The organism is Acinetobacter sp. AND/436, assembly GCF_049546925.1.
Taxonomy (GTDB): Bacteria; Pseudomonadota; Gammaproteobacteria; order Pseudomonadales; family Moraxellaceae; genus Acinetobacter; species Acinetobacter indicus.
This window is the reverse complement of record NZ_JBMXBO010000008.1, coordinates 1-22,052: the sequence shown is the minus strand read 5'-3', so window position 1 is coordinate 22,052 and position 22,052 is coordinate 1. Positions and strand designations below refer to the sequence as shown.

17 protein-coding genes are annotated in these 22,052 nt (G+C 48.5%); 6 read left to right on the top strand and 11 right to left on the bottom strand.

Translation table 11 applies throughout. From position 1 onward, the window contains the following. Positions 1-2: 2 nt before the first annotated feature. Positions 3-1,103, bottom strand: a complete 1,101-nt coding sequence (locus ACPEPR_RS07840; protein WP_075167670.1) for an efflux RND transporter periplasmic adaptor subunit — start codon at positions 1,101-1,103, stop codon at positions 3-5. Positions 1,104-1,256: 153 nt separating this feature from the next. Between ACPEPR_RS07840 and ACPEPR_RS07835 the strand changes: the two genes are divergently transcribed. From ACPEPR_RS07835 to ACPEPR_RS07825, 3 genes are all read left to right on the top strand, one after another. Beyond that, positions 1,257-1,868: a TetR/AcrR family transcriptional regulator gene (locus ACPEPR_RS07835; RefSeq protein ID WP_160232189.1), complete on the top strand. Its 612-nt coding sequence runs from the start codon at positions 1,257-1,259 to the stop codon at positions 1,866-1,868. Between the two features lie 139 nt (positions 1,869-2,007). Next, positions 2,008-4,692, top strand: coding sequence for a phosphoenolpyruvate carboxylase (gene ppc / locus ACPEPR_RS07830; RefSeq protein ID WP_160240750.1), 2,685 nt, complete (start codon positions 2,008-2,010; stop codon positions 4,690-4,692). Between the two features lie 299 nt (positions 4,693-4,991). Then, positions 4,992-6,302, top strand: a complete 1,311-nt coding sequence (locus ACPEPR_RS07825) for a solute carrier family 23 protein (protein WP_423562247.1) — start codon at positions 4,992-4,994, stop codon at positions 6,300-6,302. Positions 6,303-6,544: 242 nt separating this feature from the next. On the opposite strand, the gene ACPEPR_RS07820 is transcribed toward ACPEPR_RS07825, so the two are convergent. The 6 genes from ACPEPR_RS07820 to ilvD (ACPEPR_RS07795) form a co-directional block, all read right to left on the bottom strand. Continuing rightward, on the bottom strand, positions 6,545-6,721 hold the full coding sequence (locus ACPEPR_RS07820; protein WP_423562246.1) for a hypothetical protein: 177 nt from the start codon (positions 6,719-6,721) through the stop codon (positions 6,545-6,547). Positions 6,722-7,131: 410 nt separating this feature from the next. Beyond that, positions 7,132-7,419: a chorismate mutase gene (locus tag ACPEPR_RS07815; protein WP_075167674.1), complete on the bottom strand. Its 288-nt coding sequence runs from the start codon at positions 7,417-7,419 to the stop codon at positions 7,132-7,134. Further along, the gene (locus ACPEPR_RS07810) at positions 7,400-8,722 is read right to left on the bottom strand and encodes a hypothetical protein (RefSeq protein ID WP_423562245.1); all 1,323 of its coding nucleotides are present in this window, start codon (positions 8,720-8,722) and stop codon (positions 7,400-7,402) included. Before ACPEPR_RS07810 ends, ACPEPR_RS07815 begins: the two co-directional genes overlap by 20 nt. Positions 8,723-8,801: 79 nt before the next feature. Continuing rightward, entirely contained in the window at positions 8,802-10,487 is a 1,686-nt protein-coding gene (gene ilvD / locus ACPEPR_RS07805) for a dihydroxy-acid dehydratase (RefSeq protein WP_005181175.1), read from the bottom strand. A 293-nt stretch (positions 10,488-10,780) separates the two neighbouring features. Beyond that, positions 10,781-10,984 carry a hypothetical protein gene (locus tag ACPEPR_RS07800; RefSeq protein WP_067731511.1) on the bottom strand — a complete coding sequence of 68 codons (204 nt, stop codon included), beginning with the start codon at positions 10,982-10,984 and terminating at the stop codon, positions 10,781-10,783. A 199-nt stretch (positions 10,985-11,183) separates the two neighbouring features. Beyond that, entirely contained in the window at positions 11,184-13,013 is a 1,830-nt protein-coding gene (gene ilvD / locus ACPEPR_RS07795; protein WP_423562244.1) for a dihydroxy-acid dehydratase, read from the bottom strand. Positions 13,014-13,436: 423 nt separating this feature from the next. Here ilvD (ACPEPR_RS07795) and fmt point away from each other — a divergent pair, with 423 nt between their 5' ends. Together fmt and rsmB are read left to right on the top strand one after the other, a co-directional pair. Further along, positions 13,437-14,399 (top strand): methionyl-tRNA formyltransferase, encoded by a 963-nt coding sequence (gene fmt, locus ACPEPR_RS07790; RefSeq protein ID WP_168399137.1) that lies wholly within the window; start codon positions 13,437-13,439, stop codon positions 14,397-14,399. Continuing rightward, on the top strand, positions 14,396-15,700 hold the full coding sequence (gene rsmB, locus ACPEPR_RS07785) for a 16S rRNA (cytosine(967)-C(5))-methyltransferase RsmB (protein ID WP_163143347.1): 1,305 nt from the start codon (positions 14,396-14,398) through the stop codon (positions 15,698-15,700). The genes fmt and rsmB overlap by 4 nt, the downstream gene beginning before the upstream one ends. Before the next feature lie 79 nt (positions 15,701-15,779). Here rsmB and ACPEPR_RS07780 read toward each other — a convergent pair whose 3' ends face one another. From ACPEPR_RS07780 to ACPEPR_RS07770, 3 genes are all read right to left on the bottom strand, one after another. Continuing rightward, entirely contained in the window at positions 15,780-15,890 is a 111-nt protein-coding gene (locus tag ACPEPR_RS07780) for a methionine/alanine import family NSS transporter small subunit (RefSeq protein WP_005181164.1), read from the bottom strand. A gap of 1 nt (position 15,891) precedes the next feature. Continuing rightward, complete coding sequence (locus tag ACPEPR_RS07775; RefSeq protein ID WP_016658905.1) at positions 15,892-17,379, bottom strand: sodium-dependent transporter; 1,488 nt, start codon at positions 17,377-17,379, stop codon at positions 15,892-15,894. 524 nt (positions 17,380-17,903) lie between these two features. Next, positions 17,904-19,355, bottom strand: coding sequence for an aldehyde dehydrogenase family protein (locus ACPEPR_RS07770; protein ID WP_423562243.1), 1,452 nt, complete (start codon positions 19,353-19,355; stop codon positions 17,904-17,906). Between the two features lie 137 nt (positions 19,356-19,492). Between ACPEPR_RS07770 and ACPEPR_RS07765 the strand changes: the two genes are divergently transcribed. Continuing rightward, complete coding sequence (locus ACPEPR_RS07765) at positions 19,493-20,176, top strand: TIGR04219 family outer membrane beta-barrel protein (RefSeq protein ID WP_156188662.1); 684 nt, start codon at positions 19,493-19,495, stop codon at positions 20,174-20,176. Between the two features lie 78 nt (positions 20,177-20,254). On the opposite strand, the gene ACPEPR_RS07760 is transcribed toward ACPEPR_RS07765, so the two are convergent. After that, on the bottom strand, positions 20,255-21,616 hold the full coding sequence (locus ACPEPR_RS07760) for an aromatic acid/H+ symport family MFS transporter (RefSeq protein WP_005181158.1): 1,362 nt from the start codon (positions 21,614-21,616) through the stop codon (positions 20,255-20,257). Positions 21,617-22,052 lie beyond the last annotated feature (436 nt).

Here is a 22,052-nt window from a genome sequence, read left to right as displayed (position 1 = left end):
GCTTAACCCCCTGCCTGAAGCTTGACGGCACGGTTTTCCCGGTCAATCGGATGAATTTTTTGCTGGTCGCGCAGCAGATGTACCCCACCCACCACCACATAGTCCGTTGGCTTCAGCCCGCTAAGTACCGGTACGCTGTCACGGCCATAAGCGCCCAGCTGCACATCTACTTTACGTAGTTGATGATTGGCACCCACCACCAGGACATAGGCCTGCTGGCCATTGGCCGAGACGCTGGACAGCGGTACGGTCAGCTGCTGCTGTGCATTGCCATTTAAAAACACCCGCGCACTTTGTCCCAGCTGGATGGCCGGATTGGCAGCACGCAGCGCCACCTTGACACTAAAAGTACGTGACTGGTCAGCTGCCGGTGAAATCTCCCGCACATAGGCTTCAAAGCGCTGATCCGGCTGTGACCATAAGGTGACCGTAGCCGGCTGACCGACTTTAATCTGGCTCATGGCCTGCTCCGGCACGCCAATCACCACTTCACGTTCACCGGAAATTGCCAGCTGATACGCCGCCTGACCGGCTGCCACCACCTGCCCCACTTCAATATTGCGTGCGGTAATCACCCCGTTTTTATTGGCCACCAGCCGGTTATATACGGTCTGGTTCTGCGCCACCGCATAATTGGACTGCGCCTGTTTCAGTGCTGCCACGGCAGATTTGTACTGATTGTCGATGGCATCGTATTGCGAGCGGCTAACCGCATTCATTGGCAACAGCTGCTGAAAACGTTGCAATTCATCTTGGGCAATTTTGGCGGCCGACTGGGCACTGTCGAGCTGGGCGCGCGCTGCATTCAGCTGTAACTGGGCATCTTTAACATCTAAACGTGCCAGCACCTGCCCGACCTTGACCTGATCGCCAACATCGACATAGCGTTCCACCACCTGACCGCCCACCCGAAAGGCCAACGCGGTCTGCTGACGCGCCTGCACCTCACCAGCATAGCTTTTTTGTGCCTGATGACTGGAGGTGGGCTGGGCCACCATCACATAGGGAATATTCTGTTCAGTGCTGGCGCTGTCCTTGCTGCAACCGACCAGGGTGCTACACACCAGGATCAGGCTGAGAACTACCGTGTTAATCGTGCTCATGCGGTTGACTCTTATTTGTCAGATGTTTTTCAGGCAAAATAGCAATATATTAAAAATGATCAATTTTTAATTAATATACCGATGAGTACATTAATTGCAAGAAACAGCAAAATACAATGACTGTTTTTATTTTATTTAGGATATTTTCAGCAAATGAACGTCGGACGTCCCAAAGATCTCGAAAAACGCCAGCGCATTCTGGAATCGGCTAAATCCTTGTTTTTAAAGCAGGGCTATCATGGTTCGAGCATGAATGAAATTGCCCGCGATGCCGGCGTGACCAAACTGACGGTCTATAACCATTTTCAGGACAAGGCCACCTTGTTTACCTGTGCCATTGAAGATACCTGTGAAGCCCTGATTATGGCGCGTCCGCCGCAGCTCAGTGCCGACAGCAATTTCCAGCAGGCGCTGGCGCAGCTGTGTGCGCTGTCCCTGGAAATTGTCTATTTACCGGAAGCCATCAAGCTGGAATATCTGCTGCTCGATTTGGCCTCACAGCAAAGTCCGCTGTTACAGCAGTTTTATCAGGCCTCGCATCAAAAGCTGAACCAGGTCTGGCAGCACTTTTTCCAGCAGGCCATTGATTTAGGTTTTATCCAGCAGATGCCGCTAGAACAGTTAATCCAGTTGATGTTGTCGTTGTTACTCGGTCAGCGCCATCATGAAATTTTGCTCGGCATCCGTCCGATTCCGGCCGCCGATGAACAGCAGCAGCTAATCCAGTCTAGTATCCAGCTGTTCCTGCAAGCCATCTCCAAGTGACTGGCTGCCTAAGCCTTGAACAAAACCGGCTTTCTTGCAGCGCTTCCGGATAAAAATTATCCGACTTTCGCCTTGTGCTGGCTTGGATTGTCACGAATTCCGGGTATAGTCAAAACAGGAACTCTGGAGAGGGAAAAAAATGATTCAACAAATTGCTACTCCATTACGCGAAGATGTGCGTCTGCTGGGAAATTTACTGGGCGATACCCTGAAACAGCACGCCGGACAAGATTTGTTTAATCAGGTCGAACAGATTCGTGCGCTGGCCAAAGGCGCCCGTGATGGCCAGATTGAAGCAGAAAAACAACTCGAACAACTGCTGTCCAGTCTGGAAGATGAAGAAATTCTGCCGCTGACCCGTGCCTTTACCCACTTTTTAAATTTTGCCAATATTGCCGAGCAGTATCATGTGGTGCGTAGCCGCCGCCAGAGCGAATTTGATGATAGCGCGCCCTCCCCGAATCCACTCGATCATCTGTTTCAGAAATTCCAGCAGCACGATATTTCTGCCGAGACCTTGTTCCAGCAGATCTGCGAGCTGAATATTGAACTGGTCTTAACCGCGCATCCGACCGAAGTCAGCCGCCGCACCCTCATTCAGAAATATGATGGCATCAATGCCTGCCTGTCGGCTTTTGACCAGCAGAAACTGACACCGCGTGAACGTCAGGCGGTGCTGGAAGAGCTGAAACAGCTGATCAGCTCGGCCTGGCAGACCGATGAAATTCGTCAGCATCGTCCAACCCCGATTGATGAAGCCAAATGGGGCTTTACCACCATTGAACAGACGCTGTGGAATGCAGTGCCTAAATTTATCCGGGAACTGGACAGCATGGTGCAGGCCCAGTGTGGCCAGCAGCTGCCGCTGGAAATTGCACCGCTGCGCTTTGCCTCCTGGATGGGCGGTGACCGCGATGGCAACCCGAATGTGACCCATCAGGTGACCCAGGAAGTGCTGTGGCTCTCGCGCTGGAAAGCCGCCGATTTGTACCTGCGCGATATTGAAGATTTGCGCTGGGAACTGTCGATCCAGCAATGCAGTCCGGAGCTGCTGGCTGCCATTGGTACGCCGCATCCTGAACCGTATCGTGAATATTTACGTGAGACGCGCCAGCGTTTGACCGCCACCCGTGACTGGCTGGCGCAAAAGCTGCAAGGCCTGGATGCTGATGACAGCCAGGTGATCAAAAGCAAACAGGAACTGCTGACCCCGTTATTGCTGTGTCACCGCTCATTAATGGCCTGCAACATGCCGGAAATTGCCAATGGCAAGCTGCTGGATTTCATTCGCCGGGTCAACTGTTTCGGGATTGAACTGCTCAAGCTGGATATCCGTCAGGAATCTGGTCGTCATCGTCAGGCCATTTCGGCAATTACCGAATATCTTGGGCTGGGCAATTTTGAAACCTGGACCGAACAGGCACGGCAGAATTTCCTGCTACAGGAACTGCAAAGCAAACGTCCGCTGTTGCCTAAATACCTGCAGGAACCGAAACAGAGCCTGATTGAACATCCGGATGTGCAGGAAGTGTTTGCCACCATGCGGACTCTGGCCGAACAGCCATCGGAATCGCTCGGTGCCTATATTATTTCCATGGCCGAATATCCAAGTGATGTGCTGGCGGTGTTATTGCTGCAAAAAGAAGCCGGTATTCAAACGCCGCTACGCGTGGTGCCGCTGTTTGAAACCCTGAAAGATCTGGACGGCGCAGCCAATACCATGCACACCCTGTTTGGCATGCACTGGTACAAGCAGCATATTCAGGGCAAACATGAGGTGATGATTGGCTACTCCGACTCGGCCAAAGATGCCGGCTTTATGTCGGCCAACTGGGCCCAGTATCGTGCCCAGGAAGAACTGACTGCTGTGGCGCAGCAGCACGGGGTTCAGCTGACCCTGTTCCACGGTCGTGGTGGTTCTATCAGCCGTGGCGGCGCACCGACCCAGCAGGCCCTGTTCTCACAACCACCAGGTTCAATTTCCGGCGCGATTCGCGTTACCGAACAGGGCGAAATGATCCGCTTCAAGTTTGGTCTGGAAGAAATTGCCTTACAGAATCTGGAAATCTATACCGCCGCGACGCTGGAGGCGACCTTGCTGCCACCGCCGGTTCCTAAACAGGAATGGCGCCAGTTAATGCACAGCATGACCGACCTGTCGGTGCAGGTCTATCGCCAGACCGTGCGGGAAAATCCGCATTTTGTGAAATACCTGCGTACCGTGACCCCGGAACTGGAGCTGCAAATGCTGCCGCTTGGTTCACGTCCGGCCAAGCGTAAAGTCAGCGGCGGCATTGAATCGCTACGTGCCATTCCCTGGGTGTTTGCCTGGACCCAGATTCGTCTGATGCTACCGGCCTGGCTGGGCACCGGTGCGGCTATTAACCAGGTGATTGCCCAAGACCAGCAGGCGCTGCTGGAAGAAATGCTGCGCGAATGGCCGTATTTTCAGACCCTGGTGGATATGCTGGAGATGGTTCTGTCCAAGGCCGATGGGCATATTGCGCTCTACTATGAGGCGCATCTGACTGAAGATGAAGAACTGAAAGCCTTGGGCGCCGAGCTGCGTCAACGCCTGAAAGATGCAGTCCAGACCTTGCTGGCGCTAAAAGGTGAGTCGCAACTACTCAGCAGCAATGATGTACTGGATCAGTCGATGAAAGTGCGTAAACCATATTTGCTGCCGCTACATCTGCTGCAGGCCGAACTGATGAAACGCCGCCGCCAGTATCTCAACAGCCAGCAGGCCGAGCATAGTCCGGTAGATCATGCCTTAATGGTCACCATTGCCGGTATTGCCGCCGGATTACGCAACACCGGCTAAGTCAAATTGGCAAAAACATACAGCACATGTTCTGCATGTGCTGTATTTTTAAGCAGTCATAAAGCTGTCATTTCTTTTTTTATGAATAAAATAATTATTATTTATACATTCCCTCCAGCCAGAGTCGATGAATTAATCTACTGATTTCATACTATTTTTATAGTGAAAAATTTTTACCCTGCGGTAAAAAACAAAGCAAAGTCATAGAATTAATTTGAACAAAAATTTTGTATCTCCGATTAAATCTTTTAAAAAACAGGAGTATGATTGGCACAATTTGTCTTTAGAGTGCTCAAAATATGTCCAATTGGTTTCCCAAATGGCGCCCGTATCAAGGCAGTATCGATGCACGTCCTGTAGGTACCAATGAGTATCTTCCACCTGCGCAAACTGTGGTTCTGGGGGTTCAGCACGCGTTTGCCATGTTTGGTGCGACGGTACTTGCGCCTTTCCTGATGGGCTTTGACCCGAACCTGGCCATTCTGATGTCCGGGATCTGTACCATCCTGTTCTTTATTATGACCGGTGGTCGCGTTCCTAGTTATTTAGGTTCCAGCTTTGCCTTTATTGGGGTGGTAATTGCTGCGACCGGTTATGCCGCATCCGGCACGGGCGGACCCAACCCGAATATTGCGGTGGCAGCCGGCGGGATTATTGCCTGCGGTATTTTATATGCCCTGCTCGGCTTTCTGATCATGGCCACCGGCACGCGCTGGATTGAAAAATTAATGCCGCCTGTGGTCACTGGTGCAGTGGTGATGATCATTGGTCTGAACCTGGCGCCGGTCACCGTCAAAGGCGTGGCTGGTAATCCATTTAATATGTGGATGGCGCTGGTGACTGTCCTATGTATGGGTTCAATTGCGGTATTTACCAAAGGACTGTTACAGCGCCTGTTGCTCCTGGTTGGTCTGCTGCTGGCCTATCTGGTTTACTTTATTGTCAGCAATGTCATGGGTTATGGCACGCCAATTAACTTTGCCCCAATCCAGCAGGCGGCATGGTTTGGCCTGCCAACCTTCCATGGTCCGGAATTTGAAGTCAATGCCATGCTGATCATTGCCCCTGTAGCGCTGATTCTGGTGGCAGAAAACCTCGGTCATATTAAAGCGGTGAGTGCCATGACCGGTGAAAACCTGGACCCACACATTGGTAAAGCCTTTGTTGCCGATGGTGTAGCCACCACTTTAGCCGGTGGTGTCGGTGCGCCGGGCATGACCACCTATGGTGAAAATATTGGCGTGATGGCAGTGACACGTGTCTACTCGACCATTATTTTTGCAGTTGCCGGTGTATTTGCCATTTTCCTTGGTTTATCGCCTAAGTTTGGTGCCATTATTCATACCATTCCAAGCGCGATTTTAACCGGTGCTTCAATTGTGGTGTTTGGTCTGATTACCATTGCTGGAGCGAAAATCTGGATTGAAAACAAAGTCGACTTCTCGAAAAACAAAAACCTGATGGTGGCGGCAGTGACCATTATTTTAGGTACCGGTGACTTTGCCCTGCAATTCGGCAGCTTTAACCTGGGTGGTATTGGGACAGCGACCTTTGCTGCGCTGTTACTGAACCTGTTCTTTAGCCTGGGCGAAAAATCAGAAAAAGCATAACTGCCCTGACTAATATACAAAAAAACCGAAGCCGGTATGATCAGTACCGGCTTCGGTTTTTTATCTGAAACCTAAACGCTAGCAGTCAGGTTTCAAGGCAAAATTAAATTATTTTTGCTTTTTCAGGGCTTTTTGCAGCTGTTTCAATTTGCCCTGATGTTTTGAAATCTTTTTCAAACGTGCTTTGATTTTTTGCTTTAACGATTTAACTTGCTTCGCCATGGTATTACTCCCTAGTAAGGCTATTCGCGCTTGTGCTGTTTCACAAAGTTACGAATAAATTTTCTTAATTCACGAGCAGCACTAGTATCCAGTTCTTCACACAGATGAATAAATTCATCGCGTTCAGCACTATTAATACGAATTAAAAGTTGTCCATCTTTTTTGCCTGTCTTTATTTTTTTGATTTGCTCGCTCATTGCTTCACTCCAAAATAAAGACGCTTTAACAAAAAGATGTATATACAATATATATACATTTTCAATTAAGTCAAATCTATCGTGTTAAAATATGTAATAAAATCAATAGATTTAGTTTACCAAAAAACTATAGACGCGCGCAAAGCCTGCCGGGCTCTAGCTTTGCGCAAAATACCGCCATCGGTTTATTTTTAAATTAAAGTTAGATGATTCGCTTGTTTTTCAACCAACCTTGATCTTGAAGCGAAATAACCTCCCAGATTCATCTCACCTGCCGAGTGCTGATGTCTACGGTTCTGGCTAAAGATTAAAGACGAACAAAAATAATCCGCGCCGCCGGAATCAGGAAGATTATCCCGGCCTGCTGTGATGAAAACAGAGTGCCAGCGCGTTTTTAATTGTTATCGGTTTTAAGGTCTAAACTGTTTCAGTTCACGCTGAATAAAGTGCTGGAACATGGTCTGGTACAGCTGTTCAATCAGCTGAGCATCGAGCCCCAAGCTGGTGGCCTGGCTACGCAAACGCTCCAGAATCTGGGCCTGGCGTTCCGGGGTCTGCATATCGGTTTCTGATTTTTTAAAACGGGTGGTCTGATCAACATAATATTGACGCGCTGCAATCAGCTCCACCAAAGCACTATCAATCACATCAATCTGTGCGCGAGCCTGTTCCAGCGACTCAACTTTCTCTTTTTTCATGTTGTAAGATGTCATTTTCAGCTTCGTTTTCACTTTTGTACTTTTCTTCTAACACATTACTGAAAATACTTTCAATCATCCAGACGCGATAAAGGCTATTAAACACATAACTTTGTCCGTCAATTCGCAGCTCCAGCACCGGTAAGTTCGGTTGAGACTTCATTTCACAGAGCATGTCATTGTCTTTCAGATACTGTTCAATATCGGCACTGCTCAGTTCAACAATGTTCAGCTCACGGCGTAACTGCTCGAAATGGGCTTTAAAAGACAGGTCTTTGCCCTGGGTCCATACCGCCTGCAAAATTCGGTGAATGGCCTGCATACGCTGCTCTTCCGGCACGCTATAAAACAATCGCGCCATCTGATAGGTGGCATCCTGGGTCGGCCGGCAAAATGGGGTAAAGGCGACTTCGGTGCGTTTGGATAAACGGGTGGCCAGGCTCCAGTCAAACAGGTCACGGCCCTGATAACTGAGCGGATAGACATTCAAATGAATATTATAATAATTGGCCAGCTCTTCCTGAATATAGGCCAGCAGCAGCCAGGAAATCGGATCTTCCAGCGCGATATATAAATCCAGCTCCGGGTCCATACGCTGAATTTCATTTAAGGCTTCGGCATCATTAATTAAATGCTCACGCCATTCAATATGATTAATCAGGAAAATCGGATTACCGGTCAGCAGCTTCTGCTGTTTTAGGCGCCGGGTCAGGCGCAACAAATCATCTACCGCATGATACTGGCGGCCACCAAACTCGAAATAGCTGGCAAGGATGGCATCCTGATTAAAAATCCGTTCCGGAAAATGCTGTTCCTGATGATGGCGACTGGCCATGGCATACAGGGTGCGCAATTTGCCATACTGTTTTTGCCAGAGCATATGGAATACATCTTCCAGCAAATACAGAAAATCCTGACCACGCAAAGGCGTATGCCGCAAGATGGTTTCAGCTTGCACCAAGGCTTCCGGGGTCGGCTGTTCCGGGGTGTCATGAAAACTGAAACGATGCTGCTTGGACAGGATCTGTGCATCATTCAGGCAATAGTTCTGCCATTCCAGCGCCGACATCTGGTTCGGCGGCTCTGCACTGCCACTGGAAATAATTACCTTTAACGGCTTTAAGGCATCGGAGAGAATTTCTTCAAGCTGTGGCAGTTCCTGCACTGCCAGATAGCTATACACATCATCTAAACGCAGATGAATACTGAGGCCCTGCTCAATCGGTAACACCGCTTGACGAGACGGTTTTTGATAAAACCAACTCGATCGGATTGGATCAAACCAACGGCGTAACAGTGACATGAGCTGAGCCTCTAAAGGATTAAACGGCGGAATAAAAGATACTACACCGGTTTATAACAATTTGATCTTAAATGATCAATTACACATCCAAATTTAAATCGGTCACGGCGCCGGTCTCTGCCCCTGAGGTCAGTCGGGCAAATTTGGCCAGTGCACCATGCGTATAATTTGGTTTTGGCTTGACCCAGGCTGCCTGACGCGCGGCAATTTCCTGTTCAGACACATGCCAGGTCATTTCACGGGTTTCGGCATTGATGGAGATTTTATCGCCATTTTTCACCAAACCAATTGGCCCACCTTCATAGGCTTCCGGGGTCACATGGCCAATCACAAAGCCATGACTGCCGCCAGAGAAACGGCCATCGGTAATCAGGGCCACAGCATCGCCCAGGCCTTTACCAATAATCGCTGAGGTCGGTTTTAGCATTTCAGGCATGCCCGGTCCGCCTTTTGGACCAACACCGCGAATTACCACCACTTCGCCCGGCTGCACCTGACCGTCAAGAATACCGCGCATGGCACCAATTTCACCTTCAAACACCCGTGCCGGGCCTTCAAAATACAGCCCTTCTTTACCGGTAATTTTTGCCACCGCACCGGTTGGCGACAGGTTGCCTTTTAAAATCACCAGATGCGAATCTTTTTTCACCGGTGCATCAAATGGCAGGATAATCTGCTGGCCTTCCGGATAGTCTTCAACATCCGCCAGGTTTTCGGCCAGTGTTTTACCGGTCACGGTCAGGCAGGAACCATCGAGCATACCGGCATCCAGCATCCGTTTCATCAGCGGCTGAATCCCGCCAATCGCAATCAGTTCAGACATCAGGTATTGACCGGATGGACGTACATCGGCCACCACCGGAATATCCTGTCCAATGCGGACAAAATCATCCAGACTCAGCTCGACCCCGGCCGTATGCGCCATGGCCAGTAAATGCAGTACGCCATTGGTGGAACCGCCCAGAGCAATCAGCACTTTAATGGCATTTTCAAACGCGGCTTTGGTCATAATGTCGCGCGGTTTAATGTCCAGACGCAGCAGGTTCATTACCGCTTCACCGGCACGCTGACAGTCAATTTTCTTGTCCTCAGACACCGCTTCCTGTGCCGATGAACCCGGCAAACTCATGCCCAAAGCTTCAATCGCCGAGGCCATCGAGTTGGCGGTGTACATGCCGCCACAGGAACCCGGTCCAGGCAAGGCCACTTCTTCAATCTGTTTGACCTGAATTTCGTTAATTTCGCCTTTGGCATGCTGCCCCACGGCCTCAAATACCGAAATCATGTCGGTATGGCCTGCGCCCGGCTTGATGGTGCCGCCATAGACAAACAGCCCCGGACGGTTGAGGCGCGCCAGTCCCATAATACAGCCCGGCATATTTTTATCGCAGCCGCCAATGGCAATCACCCCATCATAGGCCTGACAGCCGACCACGGCTTCAATCGAATCGGCAATAATTTCGCGGGTCAGCAGCGAATATTTCATGCCCTCGGTGCCGTTTGAAATCCCGTCAGAAATGGTGATGGTATTGAAGATAATCCCCTTACCACCAGCGGCATTGACCCCGGCTTCGGCTTCACGCGCCAGCCCATCAATATGCATATTACACGGCGTGACATTGGCCCAGGTTGAGGCAATCCCGATAAAAGGACGCGTAAAATCCTCATCCTGAAAACCGGTGGCACGCATCATGGATCGGGCCGGTGCATTTTCAATGCCTTCATAAACAGGCGCGGAATGTTCTCGGATATTGTCTTTACTCATTTTATTCGTCCTGAGTGTAATTTTTGAGAAGCCTAAATATTGGCTAGGTTTTATCCGATTGTATAGAAAGCAATCTCGACATAAAAGTAAGACTCTGTGTATCTGACTCAGTTATTTTTTATTTTCTTAGATGAGTATTTGAAGTACGAAGTTGCCATACATAATAAAAGACCCGGTCTTTTCAAGCCGGGCCTTTTACTGAGACTGTAAATCAGTCATGGGATGATTTCTGATTAGATTCATCTTTACACTATTTAAAATCAATTACTTATAAATTTTTAGTGTAGGCGTACTTAATTCACCTGATGCAGACCAAGTTCTTCATTGGAAGCCAACACCACAGATGCCAGAATCGGAGCCGCCAAAATCACAGGAACAGCTAAGATCCAAAAGACGACGGTATAATGTGGATCAAAGAAAAATTGAATGCTCAGTGCAGCTAAAATCATAATGAGCGCTAAAATTGCCACAAAGCGGCTAATAAATTTCATGGACATGCGTGTAATCACTTTTGCATTGATACTGTCGCTTTAGTATACACATACTTTTTTTAAGACTTTATCGGTTTTAAGTATCTAAAGCCCTCTCTCCATTGATTTTATTGAAAGTTTAGGTGTTTTACTTAAGTTTAAATCGCTAAGGAATAAAAAAGCACTCCCATCTGGAGTGCTTTTTCGCGCTATAAAAATTTACAGCTTAGATTTCACGTACCGCACCTTTGGCCGCACTGGTGGTATGCATGGCATAGGCTTTCAGCGCTTTAGAAATCTTGCGTGGACGTTCTTCAGCGGGCTGCCAGCCTTTGGCTTCCTGTGCTTCACGGCGCGCTGCCATGGTCGCATCATCTACTGCCAGGTGAATGCTACGGTTTGGAATATCGATTTCGATACGATCGCCATCTTCAACCAGACCAATCGCACCGCCTTCAGCCGCTTCTGGAGAAACGTGACCAATCGACAGACCTGATGAACCGCCAGAGAAGCGGCCGTCAGTTAACAGTGCACATTCCTTACCTAAACCTTTCGATTTCAGGTAGCTGGTTGGGTACAGCATTTCCTGCATACCAGGGCCACCACGTGGGCCTTCGTAACGAATCACAACCACATCACCGGCGCTGATTTTTCCGCCCAGAATCGCCTCGACCGCAGAATCCTGGCTTTCAAATACACGTGCAGTCCCATTGAATTTCAGGATTGATTCATCTACACCGGCCGTTTTTACGATACAACCATCTAGCGCGATGTTGCCATAAAGTACAGCCAGACCACCGTCTTTAGAGAATGCATGTTCTGCATTACGGATCACACCATTTTCACGGTCGCCATCCAAACGTGAGTAGTAACGGTCTTGTGAGAATGCAGTCTGGGTTGGTACGCCACCTGGTGCTGATTTAAAGAATTGATATACGTCTTCATCTTCAGTACGGATGATGTCCCATTTATCTAAAGCATCTTTTAATGTTGCTTCGTGAACCGTACCGACAGAGGTATCTAACAGGCCTGCACGATCTAGTTCACCGAGGATCGACATGATCCCGCCGGCACGGTGCACGTCTTCCATATGTACATCATTCTTCGCAGGAGCGACCTTACAAAGCACTGGTACTTTACGAGATAGACGATCGATGTCATCCATGGTGAAGTCCACACCCGCTTCGTTTGCAGCAGCTAATAAGTGTAGAACGGTATTGGTTGAACCACCCATTGCGATGTCCAAAGTCATGGCATTTTCATACGAAGCTTTAGTCACCATTGAACGTGGTAATACGCTGTAATCGTCTTGTTCATAATGGCGTTTTGCCAGTTCAACAATGAGAGAACCTGCACGTTCGAACAGTTTTTTACGGTTCGCATGAGTTGCCAAAGTTGAACCGTTACCTGGAAGCGATAGACCCAATGCTTCAGTCAAGCAGTTCATTGAGTTCGCAGTGAACATGCCTGAACATGAACCACAGGTTGGACAGGCTGAACGTTCGTATTCAGCCACTTCTTCATCAGTATAGTTATCATCTGCAGCGACGATCATGGCATCGATCAAGTCGATGGCTTTATCATTACCACGGATTTTCACTTTACCGGCTTCCATCGGACCGCCAGACACGAATACCACTGGAATGTTCAGGCGCATTGCTGCCATTAACATCCCCGGAGTGATCTTGTCACAGTTCGAGATACACACCATCGCATCGGCACAGTGTGCGCTGACCATATATTCTACCGAGTCAGCAATTAGGTCACGTGAAGGCAGTGAATACAGCATACCGTCATGACCCATGGCGATGCCGTCATCGACCGCAATGGTATTGAATTCTTTTGCTACACCGCCTGACGCTTCAATTTGACGTGCCACGAGCTGACCTAGGTCTTTTAAATGCACGTGACCCGGTACAAACTGGGTAAAAGAGTTGACCACCGCAATAATCGGCTTGCCAAAATCTTCATCTTTCATCCCGGTCGCACGCCATAAGCCACGTGCGCCCGCCATATTTCTTCCGTGTGTCGATGTTTTTGAACGATAGTCAGGCATGTGTATTTCCAACGAGTTGTGCTTGAGAGGGTGAATCCCCATCTCTGGCTAAAATGTACTGATCTTCAGGTTATCAGTTGAAATTTCGTCACATCATACTACAGCTCAATCTGTCAGCGTGCTGGGTGATCGGGTCTTTTGAACCTTTTATTCTGCGATCTTTCAACTGATGAAAACTGGGGAGACTCGCCTACGGAGCCGATATGATTTGATCATAAAGCATTAGCTCCGGCATTTTCATGAATAATTTTTACCTTTTATATAAACAAAATTTATTGATATTAATTTTTTAAATAAAATTTTGTTTGCAAAGAACAGCACCCAGCCAAACTCATGAAGATGCAATCTCTATTTACATGACAATTTAGGCTTAAAAAGGCTTTTCGCATATAATGTGGGGCAAGTTTATATGGAATCTCATGTGTGAAAATTATCTTTGCGGGAACACCAGAATTTGCAGCTGTAGCGCTCGATGCCTTATTAAAAACCGAGCATGAAATTGTGGCGGTCTATACTCAACCTGACCGCAAAGCAGGCCGCGGACAAAAACTTACGGCCTCTGCCGTGAAACAACTGGCGCTGGCACATAATCTTCCGGTATATCAACCGTTACATTTTAAATCATCCACAGAAGAAGGTCTGGCGGCACAGGCAGAACTAAAAGCCCTGAATGCCGATGTAATGGTGGTGGCGGCCTATGGCCTGATTTTGCCACAAGTGGTGCTGGATACACCCAAATATGGCTGCCTGAATATTCATGGTTCGCTGCTGCCACGCTGGCGAGGAGCGGCGCCCATTCAACGCGCCATTGCCACCGGTGATGCTGAAACCGGCGTGACCATTATGAAGATGGCGGCCGGGCTGGATACCGGCGATATGATGTATAAAACCCTGTGCCCGATTACAGCTGAAGATACCTCTGCCAGCCTGCATGACAAACTGGCCATTCAGGGTGCGGAGGCGATTGTGGCGGTACTGGCTTCGGAGCAGACTTTACAACAGTATCTGGAACAGCGCGAAGTACAGGATGAAGCTTTAACGGTATATGCCCACAAGCTGTCTAAAGCCGAAGCGAAAATTGACTGGTCTCAGGATGCTGTGACAATTGACCGCAATATTCGCGCCTTTAACCCGTGGCCGGTGGCGTTTATTCCGCTGGATGAGCAAAGTAATTTACGGGTCTGGGGATCTGTGCTGTCGAATGAAGCGGTCAATGGCCAGTCGGCGGGGACCATTCTGGCACTGGATAAACAGGGCGTGCATGTGGCCTGTGGCGATGGCAAAGCCATCTGTCTGACCAGCCTGCAATGGCCGGGTGGTAAAGCGCTGAATCCGGTCCAGATTGCACAAACCCAGAAATTAAGTATTGGGCAGGTGCTGGCATGAATCAACATCCATCCGGTCAGTCACATCTGAACTTACGCGCCCAAGTGATTCGTACTTTATTGGCCGTCCAGCAGGGCCAATCTCTGGCCAGTATTTTACCGCTGCATCTGACCAAGGTCGCCGAGCGTGACCGGGCGTTGTATCACGAACTGGTCTTGGGCACCTTGCGTCAATGGTATGGCCTGAAAAGCATTACCCTGCCTTTGCTGGTCAAACCACTGAACAATGAAACCGTCGAAACCTGTCTCTATGTCGGGCTGTATCAGATTTTATGTACCCGTATTGCCGACCATGCGGCTATTTCAGAAACCGTGACTGCCACCAAGCAGTTAGGCTTTCAGGCGCTCAGTGGTGTGGTCAATGCCATCCTGCGTCGTGTTTCACGTGAAACATCGGTCTTTGAGCAGACGCTGCAAGCGGCGCATGGTTTACCCAGCTGGCTGTTTAAACGTCTGAAAAAAGACTGGCCGGAACAGCTGGAGCAACTGACCCAGGACCTGAAACAGACAGCACCACTGACTTTAAGGGTCAATCAGCGCAAGATCAGCCGTGAAGCCTATCTGAATAAACTGCTGGGCGCCGGTATTCAGGCACGTCCGGGCGAGCGTTCCGATGTGGCGATTATTCTGGAACAGGCGGTGCAGATTCCGGAGCTGCCGGGCTTTGATGCCGGCTGGTTCTCGGTACAGGATGAACATGCCCAGCTTTGTGCGCAGTTACTGCCAGATTTAAATGGCAAAGTGGTGATTGATGCCTGTGCAGCCCCGGGCGGAAAAACCGCACATATTCTGGAAAAATTTAGTCCGGCCACTTTGGTGGCACTGGATCAGGACCCGAAACGCCTGCTACGGGTCACGGAAAATCTGGAGCGCCTGCAACTGACCGATACGCAGCAGGTCGAAATTCTGGCGGCAGATGCTACGCGCTGGACCGCAACCGAACCGGTCGATTGTATTGTGCTGGATGCACCCTGCTCTGCCATTGGGGTGATGCGCCGTCATCCGGATATTCGCCTGTTACGCCAGTCCGCTGACATTCAGCAAACTGTCGAGCTGCAGCAGCAGATTCTGGAACAGATGTGGTCCCAGCTAAAAGTCGGCGGCACCTTGCTGTATATCACCTGTTCCATTTTAAAAGCAGAAAATGAACAGCAGATGCAGCAGTTCTTTGCCCAGCATGCCGATGCCAAAGAAATTAAAATTGTCACAGACTATGGTGTCGAACAGCAGTATGGCCGCCAGCTGTTACCGGAAGCCGGACGCGGCGATGGCTTCTATTATTGCCGGATCGAAAAAATCTAGACGATAAAAAAAGGAACCCTCAGGTGGTTCCTTTTTTTATTCTACAGCAGCTTAGTCTGCACATGCATGTACCACAGACTTAATCCTCTGGTTCATCTGGATGTTTGCTCAGATGAATCATGGCCAAGATTAAACCGCCCCAGAGCAGGACAGTCGAGATGATCATCATGATAATTGCTTCAGTATTCATCTTAGTTCTCCTCTTCCGGGACTTTGTCTTTCAGACAGCTCAGTACAATGGCACCCACAATAAACAGGGCCAGCGTACCGCCACCCACCAGCCATAAGATTTCAGCCGGATAACCGCCATAACCTTCTGCAACAATCGACTTGATGGTTAGGCCTAAAGCCACCAGTAATGATAATGGAGTAATCACGGTTAACAGGAAGTTCCAGCCGGCACCCAGTTTAATACTAGAGTACTGGTTGATATGCGCCTGTAACTGTGACAATAGCGGACGACGGAACCATGACACTAGAATAATCGACAGTAAACCACCACCGACAATACCAATGTTATTGGCAAAGTAGTCAATGATGTCGACAAAGGTAATCGCGCTATGGGTCGAGAAAATCAGGGTCGAAACAATGGCTGAACCACCGGCAATAATGCTGACCGATTTTTTACGTGACCAGCCTAACTTGTCCTGGAAAGCTGAAATCGGCACTTCCAGAATACTGACCATCGAGGTAATCCCAGCAACGGTCAATGAGGCGAAGAACAGGAAGCCAAATAAGTCGCCGCCTGCGCCCATGCTGGAAATAATTTTCGGGAAGGCAATAAAGGCCAGACCAATACCGCCAGATACCACTTCTTCCACGGTTGAGCCTGAGCTGAACGCCATAAAGCCCAAAGCCGCAAATACCCCGATACCGGCCAGAATTTCAAAAGACGAATTGGCCAGCGCAACCACCGCACCGGAACCGGTCATATTGGTTTTACGCTTTAAATACGAGGCATAGGTCAGCATGATCCCGAAGCCCACAGACAGCGAGAAGAAGATATGACCAAATGCGGCCAGCCAGACTTTATAGTTGCCCATCGCTTCCCAGTTCGGGGTAAAGAAGGCATTTAAACCTGCGGTTGCGCCCGGTAAACGGATCGCCTGAATCACCAGAATCGTGAACAGTACCACCAGTAACGGCATAAAGATTTTATTGGCCAGTTCCACACCACGACGTACACCACCGTAAAGAATGAACATCACCACCGCCCAGACAATCACCAGACCGAAAAATAAGGTCGGTACAAAGCCCAAGGCCAGCCCTTCGCCATTTTGCAAATAGGAATTAAAGAAGAAGGCCTGGGTATCTGCCCCCCATTTCTGGCCAATCGCGTAGTACATATAACTACCGGCCCAGGACAGAACGCTGGCATAGTAAATCCCGATGACCAAAGTCACCATCACCTGCCACCAGCCCAAGGACTCGCTGTTCATGAGCTTTTTATACGCCAGTGGCGGCGCTTTACGGAACTTATGTCCAACCGCGTAATCTAAATATAATAACGGCAAACCAGCAGCAAAAATTGCCACCAGATACGGCACCAGGAAGGCACCACCACCATTTTCGTAAGCCACATAGGGAAAACGCCAAATATTCCCCAAGCCTACAGCTGAACCAATCGCTGCAATAATAAAGCCTGATCGCGCGGACCAGTTTTCACGATTTCCTGACATAAAACACCTAAACCTAGATGCTTTTTCCACTGCTTTTTATGTGGTTTTCTCGCAAGCAAAAAAGCACCATGCAATATTAATCTTGAGTGTTTGATTTAGCCTTGACCTTTTGGGTACTGGTTTCTAAATGACAAACAGGGAGTGAATGACGAAAACTTGCTTAAAGTGCATCGTGAAGACTCCCTTTTATATGGTTCAACAATACTCACTTTTAAAAAATTATTCTGTAATTTCTGCTCCAAATCTTGGGTTTTTATAATCTATCCTGATTCAACCGCTCAATTAATCAGCTTATTTATTGTACAATTTTGGTTATGAATCACCAAACTTTTTGGAATATATTATGAAGTAAAACTGAAAACTCAATTGCCATCCTTTAAACGGTCATTTATACCCGATGATATAAAATGCCTATCGCCTACCCGCAGCGCTTTCTTCAGAGGCCTGTTTAATAAATAGATTGCCGTGATCTATAGATAAGGATGCATCAAGTTCAATATTGCCCTTGATGTATCCCCAAGCCATCAACCCGGTTGATGGATCACCAGTAAACGTTCTTCCTGCATATCACGAATTGCCGATTGAATTCCCTCACGGCCCAGACCTGAATCTTTGACCCCGCCATACGGCATATTATCGACCCGAAATGATGGAATATCGTTAATAATTACCCCGCCAACATGCAGCTGGTCCCAGGCATATAGCATCTGCTGCAGACTCTGGGTATAGACCCCGGCCTGCAAACCAAAGCGGCTCTGGTTAATCCGTTCAATGCCCTGCTCAAACTGTTCATACGGCTCCAGAATAGCCACCGGACCAAAAGCTTCATTCTGGTAAATTTCTGACTGAGGCGAAACCTGCTCCAGCAATGTCGGCTCGAACATCACTCCCTGCTGTTCACCGCCCACCAGTATCGTCGCGCCTTCTGCTACGGCCTGATCTAGCCATTTTTTCAGGCGCACGGCTTCATTCTCTTTAATCATCGGCCCAACCAAAGCGCTGTCCAGCCGCGGATCAGCCGCCCGTAATGACTGCAAACGGCTGACCAGTTTATCTTTAAGCTGTGTGTAAATCGCGCGATGTACCAGAATACGCTGCACACTAATACACACCTGCCCGGCATGGTTATAGGCACCTCCAATTAACCGGTCAACCAGCGCATCATTGACTTCGGTATCAGCCTCAATCATCACGGCAGCATTGCCGCCCAGCTCCAGCGTGACCTTTTTACGTCCGGCACGCGCTTTCATGTCCCAGCCCACCACATCGGAACCGGTAAAGCTCAGTAGTTTAAAGCGGTCATCGGTGACCAGCACATCGGCCTGCTCACGCGGACAGGGCAATACCGAAAAGGCCCCAGCCGGCAAATCGGTTTCCGCCAGAATCTCGGCAATTTTTAAGGCAGAAATCGGGGTTAGGCTGGCCGGTTTTAAAACAAAGGGACAGCCTGCAGCAATCGCGGGTGCAATTTTATGGGCCGTCAAATTCAGAGGAAAATTAAATGGACTGATCAGCGACACTGCGCCAATCGGTACCTGTTTGCTGATGCCCTGATAACTGCAAGCCGCAGCAGTCACCGCCAATGGCATCATCCGGCCCTGATCCATCTGGGTGACCGCATCCGCAGCCAGTTGGAAGGTATTGATTAAGCGCTCTACTTCAGCAGCGGCAGCCCTTTTCGGTTTACCGCCTTCAATAATCAGCAGTTCGGTGAGCTCGGCCCGGCATTCCTGAAAACGCTGCACACAATGCAGCAGGATTTTCTGTTTCTGAAACGGTTTTAACGCCGCCATCGCCGCTTCCGCCTGGACTGCGGCCTGAATCGCCTGCTCCAGCGTCTCTGCATCGGCCAGCGCCACACGTGCATAACAGCGCTGCAGATACTTATCTTCGACCTCTAGCCACTGGCCGGTCACATGCGGCTGTCCAGCCAGATATAAAGGATAATCGTGCGGATGATCAGTGTGCGTAGCCATGTGCAGGTCCTCTATTTTTTGCATGATGCGTCAATGCAATTTATACCAATTCCCGATATGATGCGCCGAGATGTTTCCCGGTTCCATCCTCCACAATAAATTTATTCTGAGAATATACAAGCTCTACAGGGATTTTTATGCGTACCCGTCCAGCATTGTGTTTCATCCTCGGTCTTGGCTGTTTTAGCGCCGCGCAGGCCGATATTATTGGTGTTAAAGGTAGCGTCGATTACTGGCATTATGACAGTGACTTATCGAGCGCCTTGGGCCAGCCCGAGATGAAAGATGACTCCAGTTTGTCTTTTGCCTTGGCGGTTGAACATCCAGTACCGTTATTGCCGAATGTCAAAATCAAGCACAGCACACTTGAGGCAGAATCAGAACGTGAAGTTCTGAATGAAAAGATGGAGCGGATCGACCTCGATTATTCCGACTTCATTGTCTATTACGAAATTCTGGACAATATTGTCAGTGCCGATATTGGTGTGGGTGCCAAGGTGCTGGACGGTACCGTGCAGCAGAATTTAACCGAAGTGGAACAGGTCAGTGAAACCTTGCCAATGCTGTATGCCGAAGCCGGGGTGAAACTACCTTTTACCGGTTTAAGTGCCAAAGCCGAAGCCAGCTATGCCAAGTTTGATGATACTGTCATTAGCGATGCGCAGGCAGAATTGAAATATAATTTTATTGATAATTTACTGGTCGATGTCGGCCTGAAAGCCGGTTACCGCATTCTAGATGTGGAGCTAAACGAAGGTGATGAACGTAATCTCCAGCTGGATTTCAAAGGTCCTTATCTCGGGCTGGAAGCACATTTCTAAAACAACAAAACATCTTTTTCCCTTTAAACAAAAAGCCTCTACTGAGGCTTTTTGTTGGTTTAGATGAATTACATCGGTTTAGCTATAAGAGCGACTGGCCTTAGACACCACCGGTGGTGTTTCAGTAACCGGCTCTGAGGCTTTCTGGATGCGAATCAGGGCAACTGCAATTGCACCAATCACCGCTGGAATCGCCACCGCCAAGAAATTCAGTTTATGCGGTAATTCCATACCCAATAGCACCCCGATAATAATCGGGCCGACAATTGCACCTACACGGCCGACCGCAGAGGCACAACCAATCCCGGTTGAGCGCACCGCTAGTGGATAATACTGCGCCACAAAGCTGTATAGCAGAATACTACTGCCAATTGCGGAAGCCCCAGCCAGCGCCACCAGTAGGTAAATCACCGGTTGTGGCGAGTTAAAGCCTAATCCAACCAGCGCCACAGCCCCCATCAGGAACATGCCAATAATCACCGGTTTTAAATGAAAACGGTCTGCCAGAATCCCGCCGCCAATGGTGCCAATTACTGCGCCAATATTCATCGACATCAGGAACATCAGGCTGCTACCCAGCGAGTAACCAGCGGCCATCATTAGTTTTGGTAACCAGCTGCCCAGTGCATAGACCATCAATAAACACATAAAGAAGCAGCACCAGAACAATAAGGTACTCATGCCACGGTTTTGCTTAAATAAGGCGGCAATAGAGGCATCCGGCACCTGTACTTCATTTAAGACCAGTTGAGTCTGCGCACTGACTTTTTCTTCTGGCGTGATTTTCTGAATAATCTGGCGCGCTTTTTCATCCTGCTGTTTTTTCACTAAAAAGGTCAATGATTCAGGTAAAAACTTCCACAAGATCGGTAACAGCAACAGTGGAATACCCGCGATATAGAACATCACTTCCCAGCCAAAACTTGGAGTTAACCAGGCACCCAGTAATGCAGCCATAATCCCGCCAACCGCATACCCACTAAACATGGTGGTCACCAAGGTACTGCGCAGTTTTTGTGGTGCATATTCAGAGGTTAAGGCCACCAGATTCGGTAATACTCCGCCAATTCCTAAACCGGCAATAAAGCGCAAAATTCCGAATTCAGTCGGGTTAGATGCGAAACCGCCCCAGAAGGTAAAACCGCTAAATAAGGTCACACAAATTAAAATGACATTTTTACGGCCAATCTTATCGGCCAGCATGCCAAAAAACATGGCACCGAACATCATTCCGGCCAGGGCAGTACTGGCCAACATGCCTGCTTGCACAGCAGTCATATTCCATTCTTGCATCAGTAGTGGTAGGGCTACGCCATTAATCGCCAGGTCATAACCGTCAAAGATGACTACAAATAAACACCAGAGTACGACGTTTAAATGAAAAGGTTTGAACTTCGCCTTGTCCACTACAGCATTCACATTCATTGTTGTTGCTGTCATTAATCCTCACCTCCAATTGTGAGATTTTATTCTTAATATGAAAAAATGAACAATCATTCACTTTTGTCTATAAAATGAATGATTATTCATTTTTTGTCTATGGATAAAAGGTCTAAATGATAAATTTTTCTTAAAAATCAGATTTGATTTAGCAATAAAGCTCAATTTCAGAGCAGAAAATTTAGTTATAAATCTTACAATTAGTGGAAACTTATTCTATTTTTTAAAATTTTTATATTACAAAACAGTGAAATAAAAGCTTCATCATTGCAATTTTTAAGACAGGCTTAAATGACAACTTCTACCACACAAATTTGCAAATAAATGTAAAAATTGTGTCATAAAGCCAGAAAAATACTATCCAAGTCGTAGATGTAGAAACTAGAAATTACGCCCATAAAAAAATCCCCCAAGCTTTTGCTCGGGGGATTTTGAA